General features: G+C 54.9%; 26 protein-coding genes. 15 read left to right on the top strand and 11 right to left on the bottom strand.

Annotated features, from left to right (window positions below):
• Nucleotides 1–16: 16 nt before the first annotated feature.
• From tagF to ACA373_RS02300, 5 genes are read left to right on the top strand one after another with little or no spacing between them, the layout of a single operon-like run.
• Nucleotides 17–715 carry a type VI secretion system-associated protein TagF gene (tagF, locus tag ACA373_RS02320; RefSeq protein WP_253454489.1) on the top strand — a complete coding sequence of 233 codons (699 nt, stop codon included), beginning with the start codon at nucleotides 17–19 and terminating at the stop codon, nucleotides 713–715.
• 34 nt (nucleotides 716–749) lie between these two features.
• Nucleotides 750–1,907: a type VI secretion system-associated FHA domain protein TagH gene (tagH, locus tag ACA373_RS02315; protein WP_253454490.1), complete on the top strand. Its 1,158-nt coding sequence runs from the start codon at nucleotides 750–752 to the stop codon at nucleotides 1,905–1,907.
• On the top strand, nucleotides 1,904–2,677 hold the full coding sequence (locus ACA373_RS02310) for a PP2C family serine/threonine-protein phosphatase (RefSeq protein ID WP_253454491.1): 774 nt from the start codon (nucleotides 1,904–1,906) through the stop codon (nucleotides 2,675–2,677). Before tagH ends, ACA373_RS02310 begins: the two co-directional genes overlap by 4 nt.
• A gap of 12 nt (nucleotides 2,678–2,689) precedes the next feature.
• Nucleotides 2,690–3,637 (top strand): hypothetical protein, encoded by a 948-nt coding sequence (locus tag ACA373_RS02305; RefSeq protein WP_370733942.1) that lies wholly within the window; start codon nucleotides 2,690–2,692, stop codon nucleotides 3,635–3,637.
• Nucleotides 3,638–3,688: 51 nt separating this feature from the next.
• Nucleotides 3,689–5,119, top strand: a complete 1,431-nt coding sequence (locus ACA373_RS02300; RefSeq protein ID WP_253454493.1) for a serine/threonine-protein kinase — start codon at nucleotides 3,689–3,691, stop codon at nucleotides 5,117–5,119.
• A gap of 9 nt (nucleotides 5,120–5,128) precedes the next feature.
• Here ACA373_RS02300 and ACA373_RS02295 read toward each other — a convergent pair whose 3' ends face one another.
• Nucleotides 5,129–5,806: a gamma-glutamylcyclotransferase gene (locus ACA373_RS02295; protein WP_125289719.1), complete on the bottom strand. Its 678-nt coding sequence runs from the start codon at nucleotides 5,804–5,806 to the stop codon at nucleotides 5,129–5,131.
• 244 nt (nucleotides 5,807–6,050) lie between these two features.
• A complete protein-coding gene (gene chaB, locus ACA373_RS02290; RefSeq protein WP_253454495.1) occupies nucleotides 6,051–6,281 on the bottom strand; it encodes a putative cation transport regulator ChaB in 231 nt (76 codons plus the stop codon).
• 380 nt (nucleotides 6,282–6,661) lie between these two features.
• Between chaB and chaA the strand changes: the two genes are divergently transcribed.
• The gene (gene chaA / locus ACA373_RS02285; RefSeq protein WP_125289717.1) at nucleotides 6,662–7,753 is read left to right on the top strand and encodes a sodium-potassium/proton antiporter ChaA; all 1,092 of its coding nucleotides are present in this window, start codon (nucleotides 6,662–6,664) and stop codon (nucleotides 7,751–7,753) included.
• Nucleotides 7,754–7,923: 170 nt separating this feature from the next.
• On the opposite strand, the gene kdsA is transcribed toward chaA, so the two are convergent.
• From kdsA to hemA, 6 genes are read right to left on the bottom strand one after another with little or no spacing between them, the layout of a single operon-like run.
• Nucleotides 7,924–8,778, bottom strand: coding sequence for a 3-deoxy-8-phosphooctulonate synthase (gene kdsA / locus ACA373_RS02280; protein ID WP_125289716.1), 855 nt, complete (start codon nucleotides 8,776–8,778; stop codon nucleotides 7,924–7,926).
• A gap of 28 nt (nucleotides 8,779–8,806) precedes the next feature.
• Nucleotides 8,807–9,616 carry an invasion regulator SirB1 gene (sirB1, locus tag ACA373_RS02275; protein WP_253454497.1) on the bottom strand — a complete coding sequence of 270 codons (810 nt, stop codon included), beginning with the start codon at nucleotides 9,614–9,616 and terminating at the stop codon, nucleotides 8,807–8,809.
• Nucleotides 9,613–10,011, bottom strand: a complete 399-nt coding sequence (locus ACA373_RS02270; protein WP_125289714.1) for a SirB2 family protein — start codon at nucleotides 10,009–10,011, stop codon at nucleotides 9,613–9,615. The genes sirB1 and ACA373_RS02270 overlap by 4 nt, the downstream gene beginning before the upstream one ends.
• 14 nt (nucleotides 10,012–10,025) lie before the next feature.
• Nucleotides 10,026–10,856 (bottom strand): peptide chain release factor N(5)-glutamine methyltransferase, encoded by an 831-nt coding sequence (gene prmC / locus ACA373_RS02265; RefSeq protein ID WP_301251768.1) that lies wholly within the window; start codon nucleotides 10,854–10,856, stop codon nucleotides 10,026–10,028.
• On the bottom strand, nucleotides 10,856–11,938 hold the full coding sequence (gene prfA, locus ACA373_RS02260) for a peptide chain release factor 1 (protein ID WP_253454499.1): 1,083 nt from the start codon (nucleotides 11,936–11,938) through the stop codon (nucleotides 10,856–10,858). Before prfA ends, prmC begins: the two co-directional genes overlap by 1 nt.
• A 32-nt stretch (nucleotides 11,939–11,970) precedes the next feature.
• Nucleotides 11,971–13,224, bottom strand: coding sequence for a glutamyl-tRNA reductase (gene hemA / locus ACA373_RS02255; protein WP_253454500.1), 1,254 nt, complete (start codon nucleotides 13,222–13,224; stop codon nucleotides 11,971–11,973).
• A gap of 217 nt (nucleotides 13,225–13,441) precedes the next feature.
• Between hemA and lolB the strand changes: the two genes are divergently transcribed.
• The 3 genes from lolB to prs all read left to right on the top strand — a co-directional run bounded on the left by lolB (nucleotide 13,442) and on the right by prs (nucleotide 16,027).
• A complete protein-coding gene (gene lolB, locus ACA373_RS02250) occupies nucleotides 13,442–14,065 on the top strand; it encodes a lipoprotein insertase outer membrane protein LolB (RefSeq protein WP_253454501.1) in 624 nt (207 codons plus the stop codon).
• Nucleotides 14,066–14,082: 17 nt separating this feature from the next.
• Nucleotides 14,083–14,940 carry a 4-(cytidine 5'-diphospho)-2-C-methyl-D-erythritol kinase gene (gene ispE, locus ACA373_RS02245; protein WP_253461009.1) on the top strand — a complete coding sequence of 286 codons (858 nt, stop codon included), beginning with the start codon at nucleotides 14,083–14,085 and terminating at the stop codon, nucleotides 14,938–14,940.
• A gap of 139 nt (nucleotides 14,941–15,079) precedes the next feature.
• Nucleotides 15,080–16,027 (top strand): ribose-phosphate diphosphokinase, encoded by a 948-nt coding sequence (prs, locus tag ACA373_RS02240; protein WP_124232585.1) that lies wholly within the window; start codon nucleotides 15,080–15,082, stop codon nucleotides 16,025–16,027.
• A 71-nt stretch (nucleotides 16,028–16,098) separates the two neighbouring features.
• On the opposite strand, the gene ychH is transcribed toward prs, so the two are convergent.
• Nucleotides 16,099–16,380, bottom strand: a complete 282-nt coding sequence (gene ychH, locus ACA373_RS02235) for a stress-induced protein YchH (RefSeq protein ID WP_125289708.1) — start codon at nucleotides 16,378–16,380, stop codon at nucleotides 16,099–16,101.
• A 260-nt stretch (nucleotides 16,381–16,640) separates the two neighbouring features.
• On the opposite strand from ychH, the gene pth reads away from it, so the two are divergent.
• From pth to ACA373_RS02210, 5 genes are all read left to right on the top strand, one after another.
• The gene (gene pth, locus ACA373_RS02230) at nucleotides 16,641–17,225 is read left to right on the top strand and encodes an aminoacyl-tRNA hydrolase (protein ID WP_125289707.1); all 585 of its coding nucleotides are present in this window, start codon (nucleotides 16,641–16,643) and stop codon (nucleotides 17,223–17,225) included.
• Nucleotides 17,226–17,593: 368 nt separating this feature from the next.
• The gene (locus tag ACA373_RS02225; RefSeq protein ID WP_370733941.1) at nucleotides 17,594–17,959 is read left to right on the top strand and encodes a hypothetical protein; all 366 of its coding nucleotides are present in this window, start codon (nucleotides 17,594–17,596) and stop codon (nucleotides 17,957–17,959) included.
• 188 nt (nucleotides 17,960–18,147) lie between these two features.
• Complete coding sequence (locus tag ACA373_RS02220) at nucleotides 18,148–20,622, top strand: colicin-like bacteriocin tRNase domain-containing protein (protein WP_370733940.1); 2,475 nt, start codon at nucleotides 18,148–18,150, stop codon at nucleotides 20,620–20,622.
• Nucleotides 20,619–20,882 (top strand): immunity protein, encoded by a 264-nt coding sequence (locus ACA373_RS02215; protein ID WP_370733939.1) that lies wholly within the window; start codon nucleotides 20,619–20,621, stop codon nucleotides 20,880–20,882. The genes ACA373_RS02220 and ACA373_RS02215 overlap by 4 nt, the downstream gene beginning before the upstream one ends.
• Before the next feature lie 124 nt (nucleotides 20,883–21,006).
• The gene (locus ACA373_RS02210; protein ID WP_370733938.1) at nucleotides 21,007–21,264 is read left to right on the top strand and encodes a colicin E3-like toxin immunity protein; all 258 of its coding nucleotides are present in this window, start codon (nucleotides 21,007–21,009) and stop codon (nucleotides 21,262–21,264) included.
• A gap of 291 nt (nucleotides 21,265–21,555) precedes the next feature.
• Here the strand turns inward: ACA373_RS02210 and ACA373_RS02205 are convergent, their stop codons facing one another.
• Nucleotides 21,556–22,197 (bottom strand): EAL domain-containing protein, encoded by a 642-nt coding sequence (locus tag ACA373_RS02205; protein WP_253454504.1) that lies wholly within the window; start codon nucleotides 22,195–22,197, stop codon nucleotides 21,556–21,558.
• 136 nt (nucleotides 22,198–22,333) lie between these two features.
• Nucleotides 22,334–23,815 (bottom strand): SulP family inorganic anion transporter, encoded by a 1,482-nt coding sequence (locus tag ACA373_RS02200; RefSeq protein WP_301729684.1) that lies wholly within the window; start codon nucleotides 23,813–23,815, stop codon nucleotides 22,334–22,336.
• Between the two features lie 335 nt (nucleotides 23,816–24,150).
• Here ACA373_RS02200 and ychF point away from each other — a divergent pair, with 335 nt between their 5' ends.
• Entirely contained in the window at nucleotides 24,151–25,242 is a 1,092-nt protein-coding gene (gene ychF, locus ACA373_RS02195; RefSeq protein WP_253454506.1) for a redox-regulated ATPase YchF, read from the top strand.
• The last annotated feature ends 151 nt before the right edge of the window (nucleotides 25,243–25,393 follow it).

Below are 25,393 nucleotides of genomic sequence, written 5' to 3'. Positions count from 1 at the left end.
GGGAAAGGGGATAACCATGACGGAAAAAAGCGAGCTGGGTTGGTACGGCAAGCTGCCGGGCACCGGCGATTTTTTACAGCGTCGTCTGCCTGAACCCATCGTGGCCAGCTGGTCAAACTGGTTCCAGCTCGGCTTATCGCACTGGTATCAGCATGGCGAAGCCGTAGGCGAACTCTTTAGCCGCGCGCCCGTCTGGAATTTCGCCCTGCCCGCCACGCTTGGCGTACAGCGGGTACAGATTGGCTGCCTGTTACCTTCGCGCGATCGCGTTGGCCGCAGCTGGCCCCTGCTGGCGCTACAGAGCGTGCCGGTCAGCCACTGGCATCCGGCGCAGCTTGCCGTTTCCGGCGACTGGTTTCGGGCGCTGGGCGAAGCGCTTCATCACGCGGTTTCGCAAACCTGTACGCCGGCCCAGCTTGAGCAGGCGCTGTTGAGCCTGCCGCCGCTGTCGCTGCCCGATACCAGCCGCTCCGATATTATGGACGTGATCGGCTATCAGGATCTGCCCTGCACGCTGGCCTGGCATGAGGTAGCCAACCGTTTTGACCCTATGCGCTATACCAGTTACTGGTGGACTAACCAAAGCGACGGCTATCCGTTAGCCAGCCATAAACACAGCGGTAATCTTACCGCCCGGCTCTTTACACAACTTTTTGACCCGGCCGCCGTAGCGCAGCCGGGTCGTCATGGACTCTATCCACCGATGTTTGAATAGGGTGACCGAATGACCCAGGTTTCAGGAAAAGCGCATGCGATTTACCCTTGTTGAGAGCAAAACCGAGGCGCCCGTTAACGTTTGTGATTTTGCTCCGCCCGGCGGCACAATAGGCCGAAGCGTAGATAACGATTTGGTTTTGCCAGACAGCGAACGCGCGATTTCACGTCTTCAGGCCGTGGTGCACGTTGCCGGGAACGGCGAGTGCAGGCTGACCAATCATGGCAGCGTGATTGCGATTTTACATAACCATGTCCCGCTGGCGCGCGGTAAGCAGATCCTGCTGCAGCACGGCGATCTGCTGGGGATCGGTGACTATCAGATTGCGGTGAGCGATCCTACCCGCATTGAAGAAAAGCCCTTCAGCGACGTTGACCCGCTGACGCTGTTTACCGAGGATCGGGCGCTGCCGGAAGATCCCCTGGGGATCCTGAACGAACAGGTGCCGATTGTCGTCCCGGTGGAGCGCGAACCTTCGCCCGTGCGGCAGCAGCACCGTCCCGGCGATGCCCGCCTGGGTATCGATCCTGTCGCTCACGAGCCTGCCCAGGCCGAACGCGCCGCCGGCGCAAGCAACGAGCAGCGTCTGCTGGCCGCGCTGATGGAAGGGATGGGGCTGGAAAGCGGGCCGGGAAAACCGCCTTTTACCGAAGAACAGATGCGTACTACGGGCAGAATGCTGAGCCTGTTTTCGCAAGGCACCGTCGCCCTGCTCTCTTCCCGCTCGATCCTTAAGCGCGGCGTGAAGGCGGAAATGACCATGATCCTGAACGAGGCCAATAACCCGTTCAAGATCCTGCCGTCGGGCAAAACGGTGCTGATGCAGATCTATCAGAGCCAGATGCCGGGTTTTATGCCACCTGAGCAGGCGGTACGCGATGCGCTGGTCGATTTGCAGGCCCACCAGCTGGGCATGATTGCCGGGATCCGGGCGATTATCGCCGCCATGCTGCAATCGTTTAATCCGCAGCGGCTGGAGGATCATGCCCGCCGCGACGGCAATCTGCCGCGCATTGGCCTCAGCGCCATAAAAAAAGCCGCCCTGTGGGACTATTTTTTGCGTCACTATCAAAATACCTCTGGCGAAATTGAGGATGATTTTCATACCCTTTTTGGCGACGCTTTCCTACAGGCCTATGATATGGAAGTGAATCAGTACAAAGATTCGCAAATCAGACCGGAACAAGAATGAAAATAAATCATGCCTCCACGTCGCAAACGGGCGCGCGTGAGAGTAATCAGGATGAAACCGGCGCGCGCGTAGGCGAGCACTCAGCGTGTTTTCTGGTCTGCGACGGCGTTGCCGGCACGGCTGGCGGCGAACAGGCTGCCCGCATCGCCCGCGACGTATTGCTGACGCACGCTGACGATCGTCCTTTTACCGCCTGCGACAGCAAAGCATGGGTGGAGGATGCGGAAGAAGCGATCCGCCTGGCGCAGAGGAAAAATCTGAATTTTGAGCGGATGAGCACCACGCTGGCGGCCCTGTTTATCGACCGCGATCGGCAGCTGGCCTGGTGGGCGCACGCGGGCGACAGCCGGGTTTACCACTTTCGCCGCGGGTTTATCCATTCTGTGACGCGCGACCATAGCCTGGCCCAGCAGCTAAAGGATGCTGGTGTAGATAATACCGGCATTAACAGTAACTTACTTTATAATGCTCTTGGCGCAGAAGGGACACAGCCCGTCAGCTACAGTGAAGTGATGCCGCTGGAGGATGGCGACGTCTTTCTGGTCTGCACCGACGGCTTCTGGTGCAATTTGCAGCCCGGCGAGATGGAGCAAGCTTTGCGCATGGTCAGCTCGCCCCATGAATGGCTGGCACTGATGCATAAAGCGATCAATCGCAGCGAGAAAAAAGATAATTTAAGCGCGGTAGCTGTCTGGGTTGGCTCGCCGCAGGATACCACCCTGTTACAATCGATGGCGGATTCCGCTCGCTTTCTTCCGTCGCGTGATTAACCAAGGAACGCTATGAAATTCTGGTTGCCGGCTGTCACACTGTTGTTTGCAACTACCGCTCAGGCGGAAGACTACCGCGTGGTCTATTCTCCCAGCCTGGCGCTGGAAGTCTTTATCGATAACGTGGAAAGTAATGCGCCGAAGGACTGGTGTCAGGAGAATATCCCTCTGCGCATCGTCTCGGGCAAAAGCAAAGAGTCGAACGTGCTCAACACTTTTTTGCCGCGCGTAGGCAAGCTGCTGAATAACCAATGCGGCAAGCTGAGCGAACTGCCGTGGCAGATGACCAACGAGGCGGGCTCGGTGCTCGCTTCCGGCACCGCCGCAAAAGTGCAAAACTGGCGGCCGATCGTTATTGCCGACGGCACCGCTGCGGCCACCGCCAGCAACGCGGAACCGCTGGATTTGTCGCAGCCTGCCAACAGCGCGCCGCTGCAGCATTTCGATCTGCCGGGCGGCTGCCACTTCCGCACCTGGTGGGACGAACGAGGCCAGTCGCTGTTTATTCCGGATGCCCGCCATCTTAGCTGCTCTACGGAAGGCTGGCTGGAAGGCAAAAGCGAACTGACGCTGGCCAGCAACGGCAAGACCCAGGCGATCCCCGTACAGTTTTATCAGGGCTTCCCTTTACGTAACCTGCACCCGTCGCCGGGCGAGCTGAGTATCGTCGCCGCGAATAACCAGCGCCTGGTCGTGGCCAAAAAGAGCGCGCCGGACAGCTGGCTGCTGCTGACGTTTAATCCGCAGCTGCACGTCTGGTCTTTTGAAGGCGCGCTGCTGGTGAAAATGAGCAAAAGCCAGGCGAACGATGCCGCGCTGCTGAAAAATCGCGTTGAGGCGCTGCGCAAAACGTGGGGCGCGTTGACCAATCCGCAAGTGAAAATAAATGTGCTGCTGGTGAACGACCTGCATGCAGATCTGGCCGATCCGGCTATTGGCGCCTGGCGCACCGTTAACTGACTGCATTTTCCCGCAGGGTGAAAAGTCGCTAACGCTTAGAGAGTGTTTACTATGTCGGCAAACGATAAGAAAAACGTGCCCAATGCCCTTCCGGCCGGGCACCGTTTTAACGAATTTGAAATCAAAGAGGTTATCGGCGGCGGCGGCTTCGGCATTGTTTATCGCGCCTGGGATCATCTGCTGGAACGCACCATCGCTATTAAAGAGTATCTGCCGGTATCGCTGGTTTCGCGCGATGAGAACCTGACTATCGCGCTGCGCGGCGAACGCTATCAGAAACTGTTTACCGCCGGGCTGAACAGCTTTATCCAGGAAGCCCGCCTGCTGGCCCGGTTTAACCATCCCGGCCTGCTGCACGTGCTGCGCTTCTGGGAAGAAAACGGCACCGCCTATATGGGCACGCTGTACTACAGCGGCATGACGCTAAAGGAGTGGCAGCTGGGCAGCCCTGAAACGCTGACCGATGCCTGGATCCGCCAGCTGCTGCCGCCGCTGTTCGGCGCTATCGACACCATCCATCAGGCGGGCTATCTGCATCGCGATATCTCGCTGGACAATATTCAGATCCAGGATAACCAGCTGCCTGTGCTGCTGGACTTCGGCTCCGCCCGCAAGACCATCGGCAACCTTTCCGACCAGACGGAAATCATGCTTAAGCCAGGCTATGCGCCTATCGAGCAGTACAGCGAAGAGAGCGACAGCGATCAGGGGCCGTGGACGGATATTTATGCGCTGGGCGCGGTGCTGCATACGCTGGTGACCGGCAGTCCGCCGCCGGTCAGCGTGGTTCGCTGTATCGAGGATCGCTACCAGCCGCTGACCCAGCTGCGCCCTGAAGGATTTTCGCTGCCTTTGCTGAATGCGATTGACCGCGCGCTGGCGATGAAACCGCAGGATCGTCCGCAGACTGTCGATGAGTTTGCCGCGCTGATTGCGCTGCCGGTGAGTACGGTAGAAGAGCTGGTGACCAGCGTGACCAGGGTGCCTGAAGAGATCGTGACGCCAATCGTGACGCCGGAAGTGCAGCCGGAACCGCCAGCTATTACCGTGGCGCCCGCCTCGGCCAGTGCGGAGTATGCCTCGCTACGCCACCACAAACTGGCGAAACCGCTGATGATTGCCGCTGGCGTCGCGCTACTGGCGCTGATCGGGCTGCTCGTCGCGCTTAACCATGGCGATGACGCTTCCGCGCCGGAACAGTCTGCTGCGGCCGATAATGCCGGAGGCGCGACGCCATCGACCGCCGTCACGCCTGCGGACAAGCCGACCATCGCCACGGTCTATCTCAAGCTGACCAGCGGCGAAACGGTAATGCTGAACGGCAAACCTGTCGAGGCGAAGCCGAATACCAGCGGTTACGCCGCGCTTAATCTGTCTGCGGGACATTATACTATTGAGGTCCACGCTGCCGATTCTGCCGTGCATACTCAGCAGCTGGATATTGATAAACCGGGCACCTGGCTGATCAATCCCGGCTCCTGAGGACGCGGCTCAGCCGGCCAGGTCGTTGTGGTAGACCTGAAGATCGCGGACGCGCTGAACCAGATCGGTCAGGCAGTCATCATAAAGCCCGCGCCTTTTCAGCTCCTGCTCCAGCGAGAAAAGATATTGCGCGTTGGTGCCCAGCGGCCCGCTGGCCTGAGCAATCAGCGGCGCGATAGTCTGCGGGCAGGAGTCGGCCTCATACAACGCGTGACGCGGATCCATAACAAAGGCCAGTGCCGTCACGCTGCGACCGTCGGCCAGCTTCAGCTCGCACCAGGTCGGCAGGTAGCAGCCGGTAACCATCTCGCGTTTCCACAGCAGCTCCAGCTCCTCGGCCAGCTTCGCTTCCGGCAGGCGGAAGGCCAGCCCGGTGGTGCTGCCGCCCTCTTTCAATGCCAGCATCCGCCCCGGCTGCTGGGCGGTGCCGCGTCCGGCGGTAAGCCGCAGGCAAAACGCGCGATGCCAGCCGTTTAGCGTGCCTTCCGCTACCTCATCGGACTCGAATACCGGGTTCCACATCAACGAACCGTAGCCAAAAATCCACACCGGACTGTGATCGGGACGGCAGGCCAGGGTAGCCGCCAGCGAGGCTGCTCGCTGCTCGCAGGTCCACAGCAGCGATTCCTCAATGGCGCCAAAGGCCGTTTTACAATCTGCTTTGGCCAGGAAGTCTCTTGTTAACATTCGCCCTCTCCGCTACTGCCCGTTCCCTGCTGCATTTGTTGTGACATAAATGTGTCGTTACGCTTACCTGACCTTAAGTCATTTCAGGCGTGCCGATCAAGTTTGAAGCGCGTCACAAAAGAATAAATTTACCTTAGGTTTATCATCGGCGGCATAACGGGGAACTTCAGGGTGACGGCGGAGAAAAATCAGGGGTGACGGCGAGGACAGACGAGGCTGCCCGCGACGAGCAGCCCGACGGCATTCAATGCTTCTTATGCCACTTATCATCGTCGCCCTTTTCATACTGGTTTTTAACGGCTGCCCACGCCACCTTGTGCGCTACTTCTTCGCGCGACTCATCGCCCCGACGATCTTTCTTCTCTTTGTATTCATCCCAGGCACTGTTAAACGCCTCCTGATAAATGTCCTGCGCGTGAGCGGGCAGCACGTTTTTGACGCTGTCAGGCAGGGATTCTCTTGAACGGTATGGCATTATCGATCTCCTTGTTATCAGACGTTTTAAGCCTGGAACAAAATCGCCGCGGATGCCACTTACCTCTTTTCATTGAGGTCATATAATAACTATTACGTAACAGTCTTTTATCTCGGTAAAATTGATGAATATCCGCTTTAATCGTCATGATAAAAAGCAAAGAGTGATAAAAAAAACTTTGCGAATCAAGATAATTAAAGGGAGATGCAGAGTTAAGCCCAGCCCGGATAATTATCAGGTTATTCAGGTAAAATCATGTAAAGTTTACCATCAGTTAACCTTACTGCCGTTACACTGCGGGCGGTTGTTATATAATCAATGCACACAGCAATGGTTGCGTCTGTTTCGCAGTTGGACGGTCAGAAAAGGAAATATTGCCTATGAGCGCGCAAGAAAGCGTCAGAACACGTCATAAAGAATCATCCCTGGTCCTGCCGCTCGCGGCCCTGGTTATCCTGTGGTTTTGGGGCGCCTCAGAATCTTTACCGGCCATCATCGGCATTAATTTGCTGGCGCTGGTGGCTATCCTTAGCAGCGCGTTCAGCGTGGTGCGACACGCGGACGTGCTTGCGCACCGCCTCGGCGAGCCTTACGGTTCGCTGATCCTTAGCCTCTCCGTAGTGATCCTGGAAGTCAGTCTGATTTCCGCGCTGATGGCGACGGGCGATGCGGCGCCGATGCTGATGCGCGATACGCTTTACTCTATCGTGATGATCGTAACCGGCGGGCTGGTGGGCTTCGCGCTGCTGCTGGGCGGGCGCAAGTTTGCCACCCAGTACGTTAATCTGGCGGGCGTAAAGCAGTATCTGATCGCTATTTTCCCGCTGGCCGTGCTGGTGCTGGTTTTCCCCAACGCGCTGCCGGAAGGCAATTTCAGCGCTGGCCAGGCACTGCTGATTTCCGCCATTTCTGCCGCGATGTACGGCGTGTTTCTGCTGATCCAGACCAAAACGCACCAAAGCCTGTTCGTTTATGAGCATGAGGACGAGGGCGACGACCCGCATCACGGCAAGCCGTCCGCCCATTCCAGCGTCTGGCATACCTGCTGGCTGCTGGTGCACCTGGTGGCCGTGATTGCCGTCACCAAAATGGATTCCAATACGCTGGGCGCTCTGCTGACCGAACTGAACGCGCCTGAGCAGTTCACCGGTTTCCTGGTGGCGCTGCTGATCCTCTCGCCGGAAGGCCTGGGCGCTATTAAAGCCGTGCTGGCGAATCAGGTGCAGCGTGCGATGAACCTCTTTTTCGGCTCGGTGCTGGCCACCATCTCGCTGACCGTGCCTACGGTAACCATTATCGCCACGCTCACCGGCCAGGAACTGATTTTCGGCCTGGAGCCGCCGCACATGGTGATTATGCTGGCCTCGCTGCTGCTGTGTCAGATCTCTTTTTCGACCGGCAGAACCAACGTGCTGAACGGCGCGGCGCATCTGGCGCTGTTTATCGGCTATCTGATGACGGTGATGCTGTAGGCGTTACGGCGCAAGATATCGCGGCCTGAGGGAAAGGCGGATAACGACTCTGCGGTTAAGGTATGAGATACGGCGTGACTCGCAGATCTGCGGTGACAGGATGTGAGGCGAATTGATTAACAGGTTAGCTGTTCAGGCCGGCGCCCTCGGGGCAGCCGGCCTGATTTTTATCAGCTGCTGGTATCCAGCGCCGGGAAGTTTTTCACCAGATCGTCAATCGCTTTAATCTGCATCAGGAAAGGCTCCAGCTTGTCCAGCGGCAGCGCGGACGGGCCGTCGCATTTCGCATTGGCCGGATCCGGATGCGCTTCGATAAACAGCCCGGCCAGGCCGACAGCCATACCGGCACGCGCCAGCTCGGTAACCTGACCACGGCGACCGCTGGAAGCGGCACCAAACGGGTCGCGGCACTGCAGCGCGTGCGTCACGTCGAAAATGACCGGGCTACCGTTGGAAACCTGCTTCATGACGTTAAAGCCCAGCATGTCCACCACCAGGTTATCGTAGCCGAAGTTCGCGCCGCGATCGCACAGGATAACCTTCTCGTTGCCGCCTTCCGCGAACTTCTCAACGATGTTGCCCATCTGACCAGGGCTGACGAACTGCGGCTTCTTGACGTTGATGACCGCGCCGGTTTTCGCCATCGCTTCCACCAGATCGGTCTGACGCGCCAGGAAAGCAGGCAGCTGGATCACGTCAACCACGTCGGCCACCGGCTGCGCCTGGCTGGCTTCGTGCACGTCGGTGATAATTTTCACGCCGAAGGTCTGCTTCAGCTCCTGAAAAATCTTCATGCCCTCTTCCAGACCCGGCCCACGATAGGAGCGAATCGAAGAACGGTTAGCCTTGTCGAACGAGGCCTTAAACACGTAAGGGATGCCCAGCTTCTGGGTCACGGTGACGTAGTGCTCACAGATACGCATAGCGAGATCGCGCGATTCCAGTACGTTCATACCGCCAAACAGCACGAACGGCAGATCGTTTGCAACCTTAACATCACCAATGCTAACGACTTTTTGTTTCATCTCTTCGCCTTATTCTTTGTTTAACAGATTAGTGCAGCGTGATCTGTTTCTGTTCAATCGAATGGATCTGTAATTTAATCATTTCGCTGACCGGATCTTCCGGGCACTGTTCAACAAAATAGGTCAGATCGCTTACCGCCACATGCTCGCAGTCCAGCTGCGCGAAAATCAGCCCGCGATCGCGGATTTCATAAGGATCGTCCGGGTCCATATTGACCAGCACTTGGCTGACCTGCAGCGCCAGCTCCATCTGCTTTTCTTCCATCAGCGCGGCTTTCAGCGTATCCAGCATCTTGTTCAGCACCAGCTGCGGCTCGGCCTCCTGTAGATCGTCGTCGTACAGTTCAGCGACCGGGCCGATATTGCCCTTCAGCCACACTTCCAGCGTGTGCTCATCCAGCGTTTCGCCGTTAAAGGGATTGATCAGCCACATCTCTTCGTCAATCCAGTCGGCCCGCAGAATCAGCTGCGTGGGAAAAATCACCGGCATCAGCGGCAGCGAGAGTTCGTGAGCGATATGCAAAAAGATCACGCCCAGCGAGACGGCGGTGCCCTGACGGGTTTTCAGCACGTTATCCAGCCACAGCGTGTCGGACAGGCGGTAAACGCCGCTCGCGCCGCCGAAGCCCCAACGCTGCCAGAACAGCTCAATCAGTTTCTCCAGCTGCAAATCCTGCTCCAGCTGTAATGGAATGGTGGCGCGCGCCTCTTTAACCAGCTCCGCCAGCTGCTTCTTCACGTCTTCAGCAGGAAACTCAGGACGGATGGCCAGCGTGGCCGCAATTACCGCCTCGCACAGCGGGGTCGCTGTGTCTTCTTCAGTTGCTATCGACGTCATACATTCCCCAACAATGGCATTTTTGTGGTGGCCAGATGGTAAATCATTACCAGCATCGCGGCCGCCACGATAAAAGCTATCCAGCGCGTTTTTTGCGCGCGTGGTTTGCGCCCAAGGGCAATAAAGCCAAGCGCGATATAGATAATAACGCCAAACAGCTTTTCAGTCAGCCATGCGCCCTGAGGCGTAAAGGGATAAAAGTGCGTTATCGCCACCAGCATCGCGCCCGAAAGCAGCAGCAGCGTGTCGTTAAGATGGGGCACGATGCGTACCCAGCGCTTTTGCAGCATCCCTGAGCCGGTCTGAAGCCAAAAGAAACGCAGCAGAAACAGCGTGGCGGTAAGGATTACCGTCAGCAGATGCAAATTTTTTACAGCACTGTACCAGTCAGCCATTTATTTTCCCTCGTTCAGGGTTTTTGCGCATAAGTTACGCGGTCATTGCCGCCATAATCCCGGGCGGTGGCGACGTTAACAAAACCGGCCGCCCGCAGGATCGCCTGCACGGCCTGCGCCTGTTGCCAGCCATGCTCTAACAGCAGCCAGCCGCCGGGCAGCAGCGCCTCTCCCGCCTGAGCGGCGATAATCCGGATATCAGCCAGGCCGCCATCCGCCGCCACCAGCGCGCTTTGCGGCTCAAAACGCACGTCGCCCTGCCGCAGATGTTCGTCGGCTTCATCAATATAGGGAGGATTGCTGACGATAACGGCAAAGCGTTCGCCCGCCAGCGCGCTGAACCAGTTGCTGAGGCGAAAAGCGGCGTTATGGATGCCAAGACGTTGCGCGTTGCGCTGCGCCAGCTCAACGGCGCCCTGGATGCGATCGACGCCGGTGACGCGACAGTCGGGCCGTTCACTGGCGATAGCCAGCGCAACCGCGCCGGTGCCGGTGCCCAGATCCAGTACCGCCGCCGGTTCGGCAGGAAGATGTGCCAGCGCCTGCTCCACCAGCAGCTCGGTGTCCGGCCGGGGGATAAGCGTATCGGGGGAAACGCTGAGCGGTAGCGACCAGAATTCACGCTCGCCGATCAGGTAAGCAATTGGCTCGCCATTGACGCGGCGAGCCAGCAGCGCAGCCAGACGATCCTGCTCGCTTTGGGTCAGCGCCGTCTCGTCAAAGGCGATTAGCCAGCTGCGGGAGCGGCCGGTGACAAAGCCCAGCAGGATCTCCGCATCTCTTTTCGGGCTTTCACTGCCCGCCAGTTCGGTAATGGCTCCTTTCAGCCACTGGCGAATCTCCATTACTCCTGCTCGGACAGGGCGGCCAGCTGGTCTGCCTGATACTCCTGCACTACAGGCTCAATCAGCATATCCAGCTTGCCCTGCATCGCTTCGTCCAGACGGTAGATGGTCAGGTTAATGCGGTGATCGGTAATACGACCCTGCGGATAGTTATAGGTGCGGTTGCGGTCGGAGCGATCGCCGCTGCCCAGCAGGTTGCGGCGCGTTGAGGCTTCTTCCTGCTGACGACGGGCGCTTTCGGCCGCGCGAATGCGGGAACCCAGCACCGCCAGCGCCTTGGCTTTGTTTTTGTGCTGCGAACGCTCGTCCTGACACTCCACCACGATGCCGGTCGGCAAGTGGGTAATACGGATAGCGGAGTCGGTGGTGTTAACGTGCTGGCCACCCGCGCCCGATGAGCGGAAGGTATCGATTTTCAGATCGCTCGGGTTGATATCCGGCAGCTCGGCTTCCGGCACTTCCGGCAGCACCGCAACGGTACAGGCGGAAGTGTGGATACGGCCCTGCGATTCCGTTTCCGGCACGCGCTGCACGCGATGGCCGCCGGACTCGAACTTCAGGCGGCCGTAGGCGCCTTCGCCGACGATTTTGGCGATCACTTCTTTATAACCGCCGTGCTCGCCCTCGTTGGCGCTCATCACTTCCACTTTCCAGCGGCGCGATTCCGCATAGCGGCTGTACATGCGGAAGAGATCGCCAGCGAAAATGGCCGCTTCGTCGCCGCCGGTGCCGGCACGCACTTCCAGATAGCAGTTGCGCTCGTCGTCCGGATCTTTCGGCAGCAGCAGCACCTGTAGCTCCTGCTCCAGCTGCTCGCTGGCCTCACGCGCCTCTTTCAGCTCTTCCTGCGCCATATCGCGCATTTCCGCATCGTTAAGCATCTCTTCGGCGGCGGCGATATCTTCCTGATTCTGCTGCCAACGACGGAAACACTGGCTGACATCGGTCAACTGCGCATACTCGCGCGACAGCGCGCGAAATCGCTCCTGATCGGCAATCACGCCAGCATCGCCCAGCATCGCCTCGACTTCCTCGTGGCGTTCCTGCAAGGCTTCCAGTTTGGCAACAATAGAAGGCTTCATGAATATTCCCTGTATATAAAGAGGTAAAAACGCTACAGCCCCAGGCCGTCGCGTAAAATCTGCAGGCGTTCGTCATCGCCGTCGCGGGCGGCCTGCTGAAGGGATTTGGTTGGGGCGTGGATCAATTTGTTGGTGAGCTTATGGGCCAGCTCACGCAGCACGGCCTGCGCATCTGCGCCCTGAGCCAGCGCCGCCAGGGCGCGCTCTTCCAGCTCGGCGCGCACCTGCTCGGCCTGCGAGCGATACTCGCGGATGGTCTGGCTGGCGCTCTGCGCGCGCAGCCATGACATAAACTCATCGCTTTCCTGCACAACGATAGTTTCCGCCTGCACGGCGGCCGCTTTACGCTGCGCCATGTTGCTTTCGATAATCGCCTGGAGATCGTCCACGCTGTAGAGATAGGCGTTAGGCAGCTTGCCCACTTCCGGCTCGACGTCGCGCGGCACGGCGATATCCACCAGCAGCATCGGCTGATTGCGGCGCTGTTTCAGCGCGCGCTCCACCATTCCTTTACCGATAATCGGCAGCGGGCTGGCGGTAGAACTGATGATAATGTCGGCTTCTGCCAGACGCGAGTCGATCTCCGCCAGGCTGATGACTTCGGCATCAACCTCGTCGGCCAGCTTCTGGGCGCGTTCACGGGTGCGGTTAGCGATAATCAGCTTCTGCACTTTATGCTCGCGCAGATGGCGCGCGGCCAGCTCGATGGTTTCGCCCGCGCCGACCAGCAGCACGTTGACGGTGGACAGCGACTCAAAGATCTGCCGCGCCAGCGTACAGGCGGCAAAGGCCACGGAAACGGCGCTGGCGCCGATATCGGTTTCCGTGCGCACGCGCTTGGCGACAGAGAAGGATTTCTGGAACATTCTCTCCAGCTCGCTGGAGATAGTGTGGCCGCGATGCGAATCGGCGTAGGCTTTTTTCACCTGGCCCAGGATCTGCGGCTCGCCGAGCACCAGCGAATCCAGCCCGCTGGCGACGCGCATCAGGTGGCTGACGGCTTCGTTATCGTGGTGCCAGTACAGGCTTTTACGCACTTCATCGGCGCTGAGCTGATGATAGTCGCACAGCCATTTCACCAGCTGTTCCTGCAGGTTTTCCTGTTGTTCAACGCTAAGGTATAACTCGGTCCTGTTACAGGTAGACAGCACGACGCCGCCCTGTACCAGCGGCTGAGCAAGCAGGCTGTCGAGAGCCTGATCCAGCGTATCCGGCGAGAACGTCACGCGTTCGCGCAGAGCCACAGGAGCCGTTTTATGATTTATTCCGAGTGCCAGCAACGTCATGAGTCAGGTCTGGGAGATCCCACTGTTGATAGGGTTTTGTGAGGCGCATTCTACAAGATGCGCGAGATCAAGAAAAGCCACATTCGCCGTTCGCTGCGATTGATATAGCTATTCAGCACGAAACAGGACAAATTGAGTATTGACGCGGCCCCTGGCGGTCGATAGTTTGAACGGTTACTTTGCGCGTCAGCGCCTGAACGGAGTCTGAGGAGTCCCCATGTTTATGTCGAATCGCCGCCTGCTGCGGCTTCTTCCGCTTGCCAGCGTGCTGCTGGCTGCCTGTAGCGTTAATAAACCCCAGGGGCCAGGACAAAGCGTCACCTCGCCACAGTGGCAGCAGCATCAGCAGGCTGTCGAAAAAATCACCCAGTACCAGACGCGCGGCGCTTTTGCCTATCTGTCCGACAAGCAAAAGGTCTACGCCCGTTTCAACTGGCAGCAAACCGCGCCGGATCGCTATCGTCTGCTGCTGACCAACCCGCTGGGCAGCACCGAACTCCAGCTGGACGCACAGGGCAGCGTGGTACAGCTGGTCGACAATAAAGGCAAGCGCTATACCAGCAACGACGCCGAGAAGATGATTTCGCAGCTGACCGGTATGGATATTCCGCTCAACAGCCTGCGTCAGTGGATGATGGGCCTGCCGGGCGACTCAACCGACTATACGCTGGACGATAAATATCGCCTGCGTGAAGTCAACTACAGCCGTAACGGCCAGCAGTGGACGGTGACCTATCAGGCCTATGACAACAAGCAGCAGCCTGCCCTGCCGGCCAATATGGAGCTGCGCGAAGGCGATCAGCGCATCAAGCTGAAAATGGATGGCTGGACGGTAAAATGACGGCAGTCGCTAAGTCGGTGGTCGCTAAGTGGCCCGCGCCCGCTAAACTTAATTTATTCCTCTACATTACCGGCCGTCGTCCTGACGGCTATCATGAGCTGCAAACGCTGTTCCAGTTTCTGGATTATGGCGATACGTTAAGCATCCAGCCGGACAGCAGCGGCCAGATTACGCTGCTGACGCCGGTCGACGGCGTGCCGGACGAAGAGAACCTGATCGTTCGCGCGGCCAGGCTGTTGCAGACGCGCGCCAGGCAGCAGGGCGTCCTGCCGGAAAACGCAGGCGCATCGATCGCTATAGAAAAACGGCTGCCGATGGGCGGCGGACTGGGCGGCGGCTCTTCGGACGCCGCTACCGTGCTGGTGGCGCTGAATCATTACTGGCGAACCGGCTTCAGTTTTGCCGAGCTGGCGGCGCTGGGCCTGCGGCTGGGCGCGGACGTGCCGGTCTTTGTGCATGGCTTTGCCGCCTTTGCTGAAGGCGTTGGCGAAACGCTGACGCCGGTTAACCCGGCAGAAAAATGGTATCTGGTGATCCACCCTGGCGTTCACATCTCGACGCCGGTGGTGTTTAACGATCCTGAACTGATCCGCAACACGCCGGTAAGGGAAATCAGCCAGTTATTAGCGGATAATTACCGCAATGATTGTGAGCCAGTAGTAAGAAAACGTTTTCGCGAGGTTGAACAGCTTGTTTCCTGGCTGCTAGAATACGCGCCGTCGCGCCTGACCGGAACCGGCGCTTGCGTGTTCGCTGAATTTGACACCGAGCCCGCTGCCCGTCAGGTGGCTGAGCTTGCTTTGAAAAAGTGGCAGGGCTTTGTTGCGCGAGGCGTTAACGTCTCGCCGCTGCACCGCTACCTTTCCGAGCAATAAGAGCCGCGGCGACCGCTTCACCCTGTTCCTGAAGCGGCGCGGCGCTCGATTACACCCGTATGGACCCGTCAGCGGTATACCGCCCAGTGCCGCTGACGCAGATGTTCATTCTCTGGACGCAAAGCCTGAGGTTCTTCTCGTGCCTGATATGAAGCTTTTTGCTGGTAACGCCACCCCGGAACTAGCACAACGTATTGCCAACCGCCTTTACACTAGCCTGGGCGACGCCGCCGTCGGTCGTTTCAGTGATGGTGAAGTGAGCGTACAAATCAATGAAAATGTACGCGGTGGTGATATTTTCATCATCCAGTCCACCTGTGCACCTACCAACGATAACCTGATGGAACTGGTTGTTATGGTGGATGCCCTGCGCCGCGCTTCCGCTGGTCGTATTACCGCTGTTATCCCCTATTTTGGCTATGCCCGTCAGGACCGTCGCGTGCGTTCTGCTCGTGTGCCTATCACGGCTAAAGTAGTCGCGGATTTCCTTTCCAGCGTCGGCGTTGACCGCGTTCTGACTGTGGATCTGCATGCTGAACAGATTCAGGGCTTCTTTGACGTCCCGGTTGATAACGTTTTCGGCAGCCCAATCCTGCTGGAAGACATGCTGCAAATCGGTCTGGAAAACCCTATTGTGGTTTCGCCGGACATCGGCGGCGTGGTGCGCGCCCGCGCAATCGCCAAGCTGCTGAACGATACCGATATGGCTATCATCGATAAGCGTCGTCCGCGCGCCAACGTTTCGCAGGTGATGCACATCATCGGTGACGTGGCGGGCCGCGACTGCGTGCTGGTTGATGACATGATTGATACCGGCGGCACGCTGTGTAAAGCCGCCGAGGCGCTGAAGGAGCGTGGCGCGAAGCGTGTCTTCGCTTACGCCACTCACCCTATTTTCTCCGGCAATGCCGTAGAAAACCTGCGTCATTCCGTGATTGACGAAGTGGTGGTTTGCGACACCATTCCGCTGCCGGAAGAGATCAAAGCCCTGCCGAACGTGCGTACGCTAACGCTCTCCGGCATGCTGGCGGAGGCTATTCGCCGTATCAGCAACGAAGAGTCTATCTCTGCGATGTTTGAGCACTAATCGGATAGCTGCGGCTAAACGAAAAGCGGGACAGATTATCTGTCCCGCTTTTTTTATGGCGTAGCCGGCTATCAGTGATGGCCGTGTCCCGAAGCGCGACGGCAGCGCTTGTCGCCATAGTGGCGCACCCAGTAGTAATGATCGGTGATTTTTTCGCGGCCGCTAAGGCGGGCGCCGACCAACCACATCAGCGCGCCGATAAAGATGGCGAAAATAGAGCCGTTAACCAGCATTTGCGGCAGCTGTAGCTGCGGCAGTTGATTCAGTACGGCATAGCCTATGCCGGTTACCATGACGGCCAGGCCGATCACCATCAGGGCGTTGCCGGTTAAATTAGCGTGTCTGCGTTTCATTTGTCACCTCCAGATGCCAGTGCATTCCTGTGCGGTTAGTGCCATAAGTTTATGCAATGGCTGGCGGATGCGTTGCGGGCCAGATCACATTTGTTGCTAAAAGTTTGACAAAACTTTACGCGCACTTCGCTGATTTTTCTATAGAAAACGCATTATCACCCTGATCAACTATTGTGATATAGCGCGCACTTTTGAGTTCTGTCGCCGCTCTTAGTACACTAGCGCCCTTCCCTGATGCAGCCTTTTAGGAAAACAGACAAGTGAGCAGCATTAAACTGATTGTCGGCCTTGCCAATCCCGGTGCGGAATATGCCGCCACGCGCCATAACGCGGGCGCCTGGTATGTGGATTTACTGGCTCAACGACACAATCAGTCGTTAAAAGAAGAGAGTAAGTTTTACGGCTACACGGCCCGGCTCAATATCGGTGGCGAAGACGTCAGGCTGCTGGTGCCGACGACCTTTATGAACCTGAGCGGCAAGGCCGTTGCGGCAATGGCCACCTTCTACCGTATCGCGCCGGAAGAGATCCTGGTAGCGCATGACGAGCTGGATTTGCCGCCGGGCGTGGCAAAATTCAAACAGGGCGGCGGCCACGGCGGCCATAACGGCCTGAAAGATATTATCAGCAGGCTGGGCAATAACCTGAACTTCCACCGTCTGCGCATCGGTATCGGCCATCCGGGCGATCGCAACAAGGTCGTGGGTTTTGTCTTGGGCAAGCCGCAGGCGGCGGAACAGACGCTGATCGACAACGCCATTGACGAAGCGGCGCGCTGCACCGAGGTGTGGCTGAAGGAAGACAGGCTAAAGGCGATGAACCGGCTGCACAGTTTTAAAGGTTAAGCCAATGAAGGCTGGCTGAGATAGCTATTATACTACTCAGCCAGGCTAATCCTAAGCAGTGATATGCTTTGTTTGATAACAATAAATACCTCACCGAAAATGACGACTCCTCCGTTAAGCAACATGACTAATAACAATCCTCAATGTTAAAAAACGACGATTAAGTTAACACCCCCCATTATCAAAAAAAACAATAACAATATTTATCCATATAATTAAATATTTAAACCTTAAAATTAAATCCATTCAAAATTTACCTCAAAATAAAAAACCATTGATTCATGTCAATTATTAAAAAACCATTAAGTATAATTTGAACTGTGATTCTTATGTACATAGCCGCAGATAAATAATTTAAGGATTAAATTATGGCAAAAGACTTAGGTGGATACGGAGATACCGCTGGTCAATCCGTTGGAGGAACTGGCGCAAATCTTAATGAACGGCCTGACCATTCTACTCCAGGCGGCGGATTTCAAGGCCATGCTGGCGATCGTGATGGCAGGCACAGTAACACAGGTGCGATAAATCCGAATATGAAATATCTTCAGCCTGGAGAAAACTATGCGACTCCCTGGGGGAATGTCACCATCAACCAGGATGGGCATCCTGAGATGAATGCAGATTTGACCAGCAACCTCAAACTCCTGACCCGCTGGAAATTAAAATTAGAACATATACGCAAGAAAAGATATTTAATATTGACATGGCCATTTTTTTGTTGGATTTTTTAAAAGGCAAGATCATTGCGGTTCCCAATACTGTAAGAATTGGATAATGGGAAATTTATTGATACTGGTATATGTAATAAAACTTGCGTAAATCATTGGTGCTAAGTTAACAGGAAAGGAACCACCTCTTAGTGTTATATATTTTGTATTTATATCAATGATTTATATGGAATATATTATAAGGATATATCATGAAAGAATTAGAATACAATAACGGCACCCCACCATCGCCGGGCTTGATATGGTCTGGCAGTTCCTGGGCTTATCCGACAACTGGATATATCACCGGGAATGGTTCTGATACAACTATGGTGGTTTGGCCGCAGAAAAAAGACGACCATGTAAATTGGGAGTCATTTTCCCCTCAAGGGGTTAATGGTTTTCAAGGATTGGATACTATCTGGCAACAAGTTGCAGATCCAGTTAGGCCAGCAATAATTACAGCAATTAATAAAGCTTCCCAATGCTTTAATGTTCCACAGCCTCAGAACTATATGCTTTCCAGTTTTAAAAAAATAACTCCTCCTCGGGATTACCCATCAACAGATAATACAATTGACCCAATCATCACTATAATTCCTGCAAAATTTTTGAGTGATACACCTTTAACATTTCAGTCCGGGGTTCCTGACTCTGTTACACTTCATTCCCGTGTAACCGATGATGTTTATAATGGTTCCCAACATTTAGCAATTGTAACCGATAAACAGAGGTCATTTAAAGTACCGGTGCGTCAGGCCATACCTCGCGGTGCTGATAAAATTTATAAAATGGGTCTTCTACCTGGCCCATGTGGGTTTGTTGATATGAATCTTAATTTAGATGGTAATGAAGAGGCTGTGCAGAAAGCGCGTAATGCGTCAGGTGATGAATCAGGTGAGTTACGTCCTGTAGGAGCAACTGTCGGTGCCGCTACTCATGACTACGTTGCAGTTTTTCCTGACGGTCATGAGCCACTCTATATAGCTTTTACTATTGCCATGCCCTCTGCCCCTTTGCAGGATCGTCTGGAACAGCAAGCAGCGGCTGATGCTGCAAATAGAGCCAGAGCAGAAGCTGAAGCAAGGGCCAGGGCGGAAGCTGAGGCAAGAGCCAGGGCGGAAGCTGAGGCAAGAGCCAGGGCGGAAGCTGAGGCAAGGGCCAGGGCGGAAGCTGAGGCAAGGGCCAGGGCGGAAGCTGAAGCGAGAGCCAGAGCAGAAGCTGAAGCTGAAGCAAGAGAAAGATCGGAAGCTGAGGAAAAATACAGGCCGCACGCTGACCCACGCGATTCAGTAGAAGCCTCATTCAGAGTCATACAGCGTAGTTCGGATATAATGAAAGCTCAACAGGATGCATTAAATGCCTATTTTATAGAGCTTTATAAAAGCCAGGCCAATGAACAAGTCCGTAATAAATCATTAAAGTCAGTTGGGCTTGAACCTCAATATGACAGGCCATATCGTGCTCAGTATTATATTGATAAAGTCCTGAGCGCTGCCAACACGCTGGCTATTAGCCGTGCGGCCTATGGCGGTATGCAGCTGGCCGGAGAAGGTCTGGGCACTTTAATTACCGATGCGGCAACTACAGCTGCCGTAAAAAAATCCATTCAGGCGGGCGTCAGCCTGCTTACAACAGGCAGCGTCCCGGGCGTGTTGGTTGCTGGTTTCTGGCCGAAAGAAGCAGGCAAAGGCAGCGACAGAGTTGGACTTGATGTCGCCGCGCTTTTTTCTGTGCAGGCGCAATTGCTGACGGAACAAGGTGCTATCCAGCCAGGAATGGAAACGGCGGATATGTCGGTACGCGGCGTATTGTCAGAAGAAGACGGTCATCTGACGTTAAAACTTATCAAAACCGGCATAAACGGTATTTCTCCTGCCGTACCAATACTAAAATCGGAACGCGACCCGGATTCCAGCCTGGATTACATTACGGTTCCGCCAACAGCAAGCCGCCCGTCTCGTACTGTTGTGGTAAACCCGTACCTTAAAGAATCTGTAGAAGCGTCACAGTTGGTGCACGAACCCATATTAATGCCGGGCGGCGATCCGATTAATCCCGCTGATTATGCCGTACCGCCTTATTATATGCCCATCCCGGCTACGCCGCCGCATACCGGGACAGAGATAAAAGCAGTCACACCAGTCACGACAACCACTACGCCTGCCGAGGAAGAGCTAAATGATTTCATCTACTGGCAGCTGGATGAAAAGGCTACTGGCGTTGAGCCTGTTTATGTCATGCTTAATGACCCCTATGGCAAAACAAATGCCAAAGGCAAGTACAGCGGTCGGGATTATAACAGTGATAAAGCCGGTGGCCCTATTAAGGATTTAAACTGGCATGATGCTAAAATCGATCGGGAGGGCGTAGATAAGGTTAAACTGCATACTGGCCGGTTTGAAGAATCAGATGCTAATAAGGTTATGATCGATCGTCTGGAAAAAATACTCGGAGGTGAGTTTGAAGCAACGGACATTGACAGGCGATTTTATACACACGAAGTGCGTGAGCTTGAACGATACCGGGCGCTCGGGGTGCCGGATGGTGTAGAAGATAAGAAGGTCTGGAACGATGCACATACAGCTACGCTTGAAGATTACAAAATAAATGTAAAAACACAGCCATTATATACGCCAGAAGCTGAGGCAGCAGATGAAGCTCAAAGCATGAGGGAGAATCAATGATTGATTACAAAAGCTTAATTGAAAATGAAAACGTCGAAGATATTGTGATTTTTCTTATACCGGCATTTTCTTATCAACACGTTGATCGCTGGTTTGAACGCTATAATTTTGACGTCATTGCGAACGGTTTACTATTGCGTACTACTGAAAAGTTGATAAGAGAAGGGAAGCTTAGTGAGGATGAAAAAGGACATATAAGCAGAGGCCCCAACTGGCAGGCCCCGCAGTTTGTCAAAGATAAAAAATACGGTATTGAATAGGTACCTTATTATATGCCCGTCCCGGCTACGCCTCCGCATACCGGGACTTAGGTGAAAACAGTTACACCAGTAATGATGACTACTAAAGAAACATCAAAAACTAGCTTTAAGCGAGGATTCTATTATGGGTTTACAGTTAAAACTGAACTGGTTTGATAAAAAAACAGATGTTTTTGTAGGGGAGGAATACTCAAAAGACCTGGGCGATGATGTATCAGTCATTGAACGGCTGGGTTTATCTGTCGAAGAAGATATAAATAACGGTGAGTTCGACGTATTGAAAGATTTTTCACCTATATTGCAACCTTACTTTGAAAATAAAATAATGACTGATGAGTTTGATTATTTTATAGCCTTTAACTACAAAAAGGGTTCGCGCTGATTACTTTCAAAAAGAACAGGTGAGATAAAGGATGTATCTTCCTGTTTTAAATATAAAATCGACCCTTTTTTAACGCTATCTGGATTGAGCGCCCGTACATTTTAGAGTACGGGCGCTTTTCTGCGCCCCTAAGCTAACTTTAATGCTTAGATTTAGGCTCCATATAATTAATCTCAGGATATAAACAGGCCCTGGCGAGCAAGCCACCGTTCATCAAAAAATATGGCATCAGATAGCTTTATTGACCAACCGTAAACCAGCCCCTATCTTTACCGGCCACGGGCGTGCTTTTTATCCTCCATCCGTGCCATCAAGCGCGTCCAGCGCCATCGTCTGCGCATAGTAGCCCTGCACGCCCCAGACTTTGTTGGCGGCCAGCTTCTCCAGCTGCCCCTCGTTCTCTACGCCCTCCACCAGCACGCGGTTGGTGTAGCGGCGAATATGGGCGATCAGCACGTTAAAAAACGGCTTGCTGATATTATCGAGATAAAACTGCCGATCCAGCTTAACCACTTCAAACATCTTCGACTGTAACGCGTTCAGATTGGCATCGCCTGCCCCTAAATCATCCAGCCATAAGATGTTCAGCCGATCGGTCAGCGCCCGCAGCAGGGGATTGTTTGGCCCGTCGTGCAGGTTGGGGAAATTTTCAGAAAGCTTCAGCCGCAAAAAAGGCAGCTGGCTGAGGATTTGCTGGATAAAAGGCGATTCGGTTACCGCGCAAGCCAGCGGAAAATCGATGGTCAGGCAGCACAGCAGCCCGTGCAGCTGAAAATAGTCCGCGTAGCGTTCTACCGTCAACAGCTGATCCAACAATCGGCTCTCGGCGTCCCCGGTTTGCGGCGCGGTCTGGTGTGGTAAAACGGTGAGCTCAAGCGCAATCAGCTCGCCGCTAAGAGAGTGAATCGGAACGTAACAGTAATTATTAGTCATGCTTTATAGCCAGCTCAGGACGCCCTGCCAGTGATTATATTCGTCATATCGTCAAAAACCAGTGATTTAATCTAAACCACTGGGCAATATAACGATTTTTATATATATCGGCAGGGCCAGCCTTAGCTTTACGCTTTTAGTCGCTATCGGCCGCAACTTTATAATCAGGCGCATCCAGCTCGTGGCTACAGAAAGGCCCTGCCTGTTTTAACAGACTGATGCAATCTTCACTAAGATGCCGCAGCCTGACGCTTTTTCCTTCCGCTATATAGCGGGCGGTCAATTTATCGATGGCCTCGACGCCGCTGGAATCCATTACCCGTGTACGGGCGAAGTCGATCACCACTTCCTGTGGATCCCTGGCTGGCGTAAACAGTTCCTGGAAGCTGGCGGCAGAGGCAAAAAACAGCGGCCCTTCCAGCCGATAGGTCTTTTGCTCGTCGCGCTCTTCCTGTGCCACGATGCTGATGCGGGCATGTTGCCAGGCAAAAACCAGCGCAGAGATGATCACGCCAAAAATCACCGCCATGGCCAGATCGGTATAGATGGTGACCACCGTGACCGCAATCATGATAACCGCATCGGGCTTTGGCATACGTTTCAGACGGCGCAGCGAGCTCCACTCAAAGGTATTAATACAGACCACAAACATAATACCGGCCAGCGCCGCCACCGGCAGCAGGGCAATATATTTCGACAGGCTGACCACAAACAGGATCAGCAATACTGCGCCGACCAGGTTAGAGATGCGTCCACGCCCGCCGGAGGTAAAGTTGATGATCGACTGGCCAATCATCGCGCAGCCCGCAAAGCTGCCAAAGAAGCCGCACAGCGTGTTGCCGATGCCCTGCGCCACGCACTCTTTGTTGCCGTTGCCTTTTTTACTGCCCATTTCATCCAGTACTGCCAGCGTTAACAGCGATTCTATCAGCCCAACCAGCGCGATAATCACCGAATAAGGCAGCACAATTTTCATTGTGGCCCAGCTTAACGGCGCTTCCGGCAGATGGAAGAACGGCAGCGTGCCGGAGATATCGGCCAAATCCCCTACCCGTTTGGTATCCAGTCCAAAGCCGATGGCAATGGCGCTGATGGCGATTAGCGCCGCCAGCGAGCCGGGAATGACTTTGGTAAATTTAGGAAACAGCCAGACGATCAGCATCGCCAGCGCCACCAGGCCATACATGACCGGCCCCTGGTTTTTAATCATCGGGATCTGCGCCAGCGCGATAACGATAGCCAGTCCGTTTACAAAACCGTAGATAGCCGGCTGCGGCACAAGGCGGATAAATTTCCCCAGGCGGAACAGGCCAATAGCCAGCTGGATCAGCCCGGCGAAAATCGTCGCCAGCAGCACGTATTCATAGCCGTGAGTCTGAATAAGACTGACCAGCACCACCACAATCGAGCCGGCCGCGCCGGAGATCATCCCCGGTTTGCCGCCGAACAGCGCGGTGATCAGGCCCAGGATAAAGGCGGTGTGCAGACCGATAGTCGGCGACAGGCCGGCTAGCAGAGAAAAGGCCGTGGCTTCCGGAATAAGGGCCACAGAGACGACAGCGCCGGCCAGAACGTCATTTTTGACGTCGGCAGCCCTGAGGTTGCTCAGTTTGAACATGCTGATTTCCGTTTTTTATCAAATGCAGGTGATTACCGCGCCGCCAGTTTGGGACACAGTTTGAACTCGCCAGAAAGACGAGAAGCGCAACAGGCGTGGAAGGGAGATTTCAGGGTGGCGTAAGCAGGGAGCAGTGCATCCGCGGCGTTCTCCGTCTGTTGTCAAAGATTGTCAGTATGTGAAAACGTGAGCAAGATCTCAACCCCCTTCTCCCATGCGCGGGTAGAAATCCCCGCCATCCAGGCGATAATTACGTGTATAATGCGCAAAAACTTGTGCTAACCAGCTTACCGGGGAAGATTTCTTCTCCTGCAATTAATTAAGGTGATTCAAACATGGGATTCAAATGCGGTATTGTGGGCCTGCCTAACGTCGGGAAATCCACACTGTTCAATGCGTTAACCAAAGCGGGTATCGAAGCGGCAAACTTCCCGTTCTGTACCATTGAGCCGAATACCGGCGTGGTGCCAATGCCCGATTCCCGTCTCGACAAACTGGCGGAGATCGTCAAGCCACAGCGCATTTTGCCAACCACCATGGAATTTGTGGATATCGCGGGCCTGGTAAAAGGCGCGTCGAAAGGCGAAGGCCTGGGCAACCAGTTCCTGACCAACATTCGCGAAACCGAAGCTATCGGCCACGTTGTCCGCTGCTTTGAGAACGACAACATCATCCACGTTAACAATAAAGTTGACCCGGCTGACGATATTGAAGTGATCAACACCGAACTGGCGCTTTCTGACCTGGATACCTGCGAACGCGCGCTGCAACGCGTACAGAAGCGTGCAAAAGGCGGCGATAAAGACGCTAAAGCTGAACAGGCCGCGCTGGAAAAATGCCTGCCGCACCTGTCCAACGCCGGCATGCTGCGCTCGCTGGATCTGAGCGAAGAAGACAAAGCGGCCATCCGCTATCTGAGCTTCCTGACGCTGAAGCCAACGATGTATATCGCCAACGTTAACGAAGACGGTTTTGAAAACAACCCGTACCTGGATCAGGTGCGTGAAATCGCGGCTAAAGAAGGTTCCATCGTAGTGCCGGTTTGTGCTGCCGTTGAATCCGACATCGCCGAGCTGGAAGATGCCGATCGCGAAGAGTTTATGGCCGAGCTGGGTATCGAAGAGCCGGGCCTGAACCGCGTCATTCGCGCCGGTTATTCTCTGCTGAACCTGCAAACTTACTTCACCGCTGGCGTGAAAGAAGTGCGCGCCTGGACTATTCCGGTTGGCGCTACCGCTCCGCAGGCCGCCGGTAAAATTCATACCGACTTTGAGAAAGGCTTTATCCGTGCCCAGACCATCGCCTATGAAGATTTCATTACCTATAAAGGTGAACAGGGCGCGAAAGAAGCCGGTAAAATGCGTTCAGAAGGCAAAGAGTACATCGTGAAAGATGGCGACGTGATGAACTTCTTGTTTAACGTCTAATCTACCGCTGATACCTGTCAGCCGCAGAGAAAAGTAAATTTTATAAAAAAGCCATCTGTATAGCAGATGGCTTTTTATTTATGAAGCAGTGGTTTTCTCCCACAGGCCTCAACTGAGGATAACAGTGAGCTTTTCTTCATTTTTTTTATCG

The organism is Erwinia sp. STN24 (assembly GCF_041320675.1).
GTDB lineage: Bacteria > Pseudomonadota > Gammaproteobacteria > Enterobacterales > Enterobacteriaceae > Erwinia > Erwinia aeris.
This window is presented reverse-complemented; position numbering and strand designations above follow the sequence as displayed.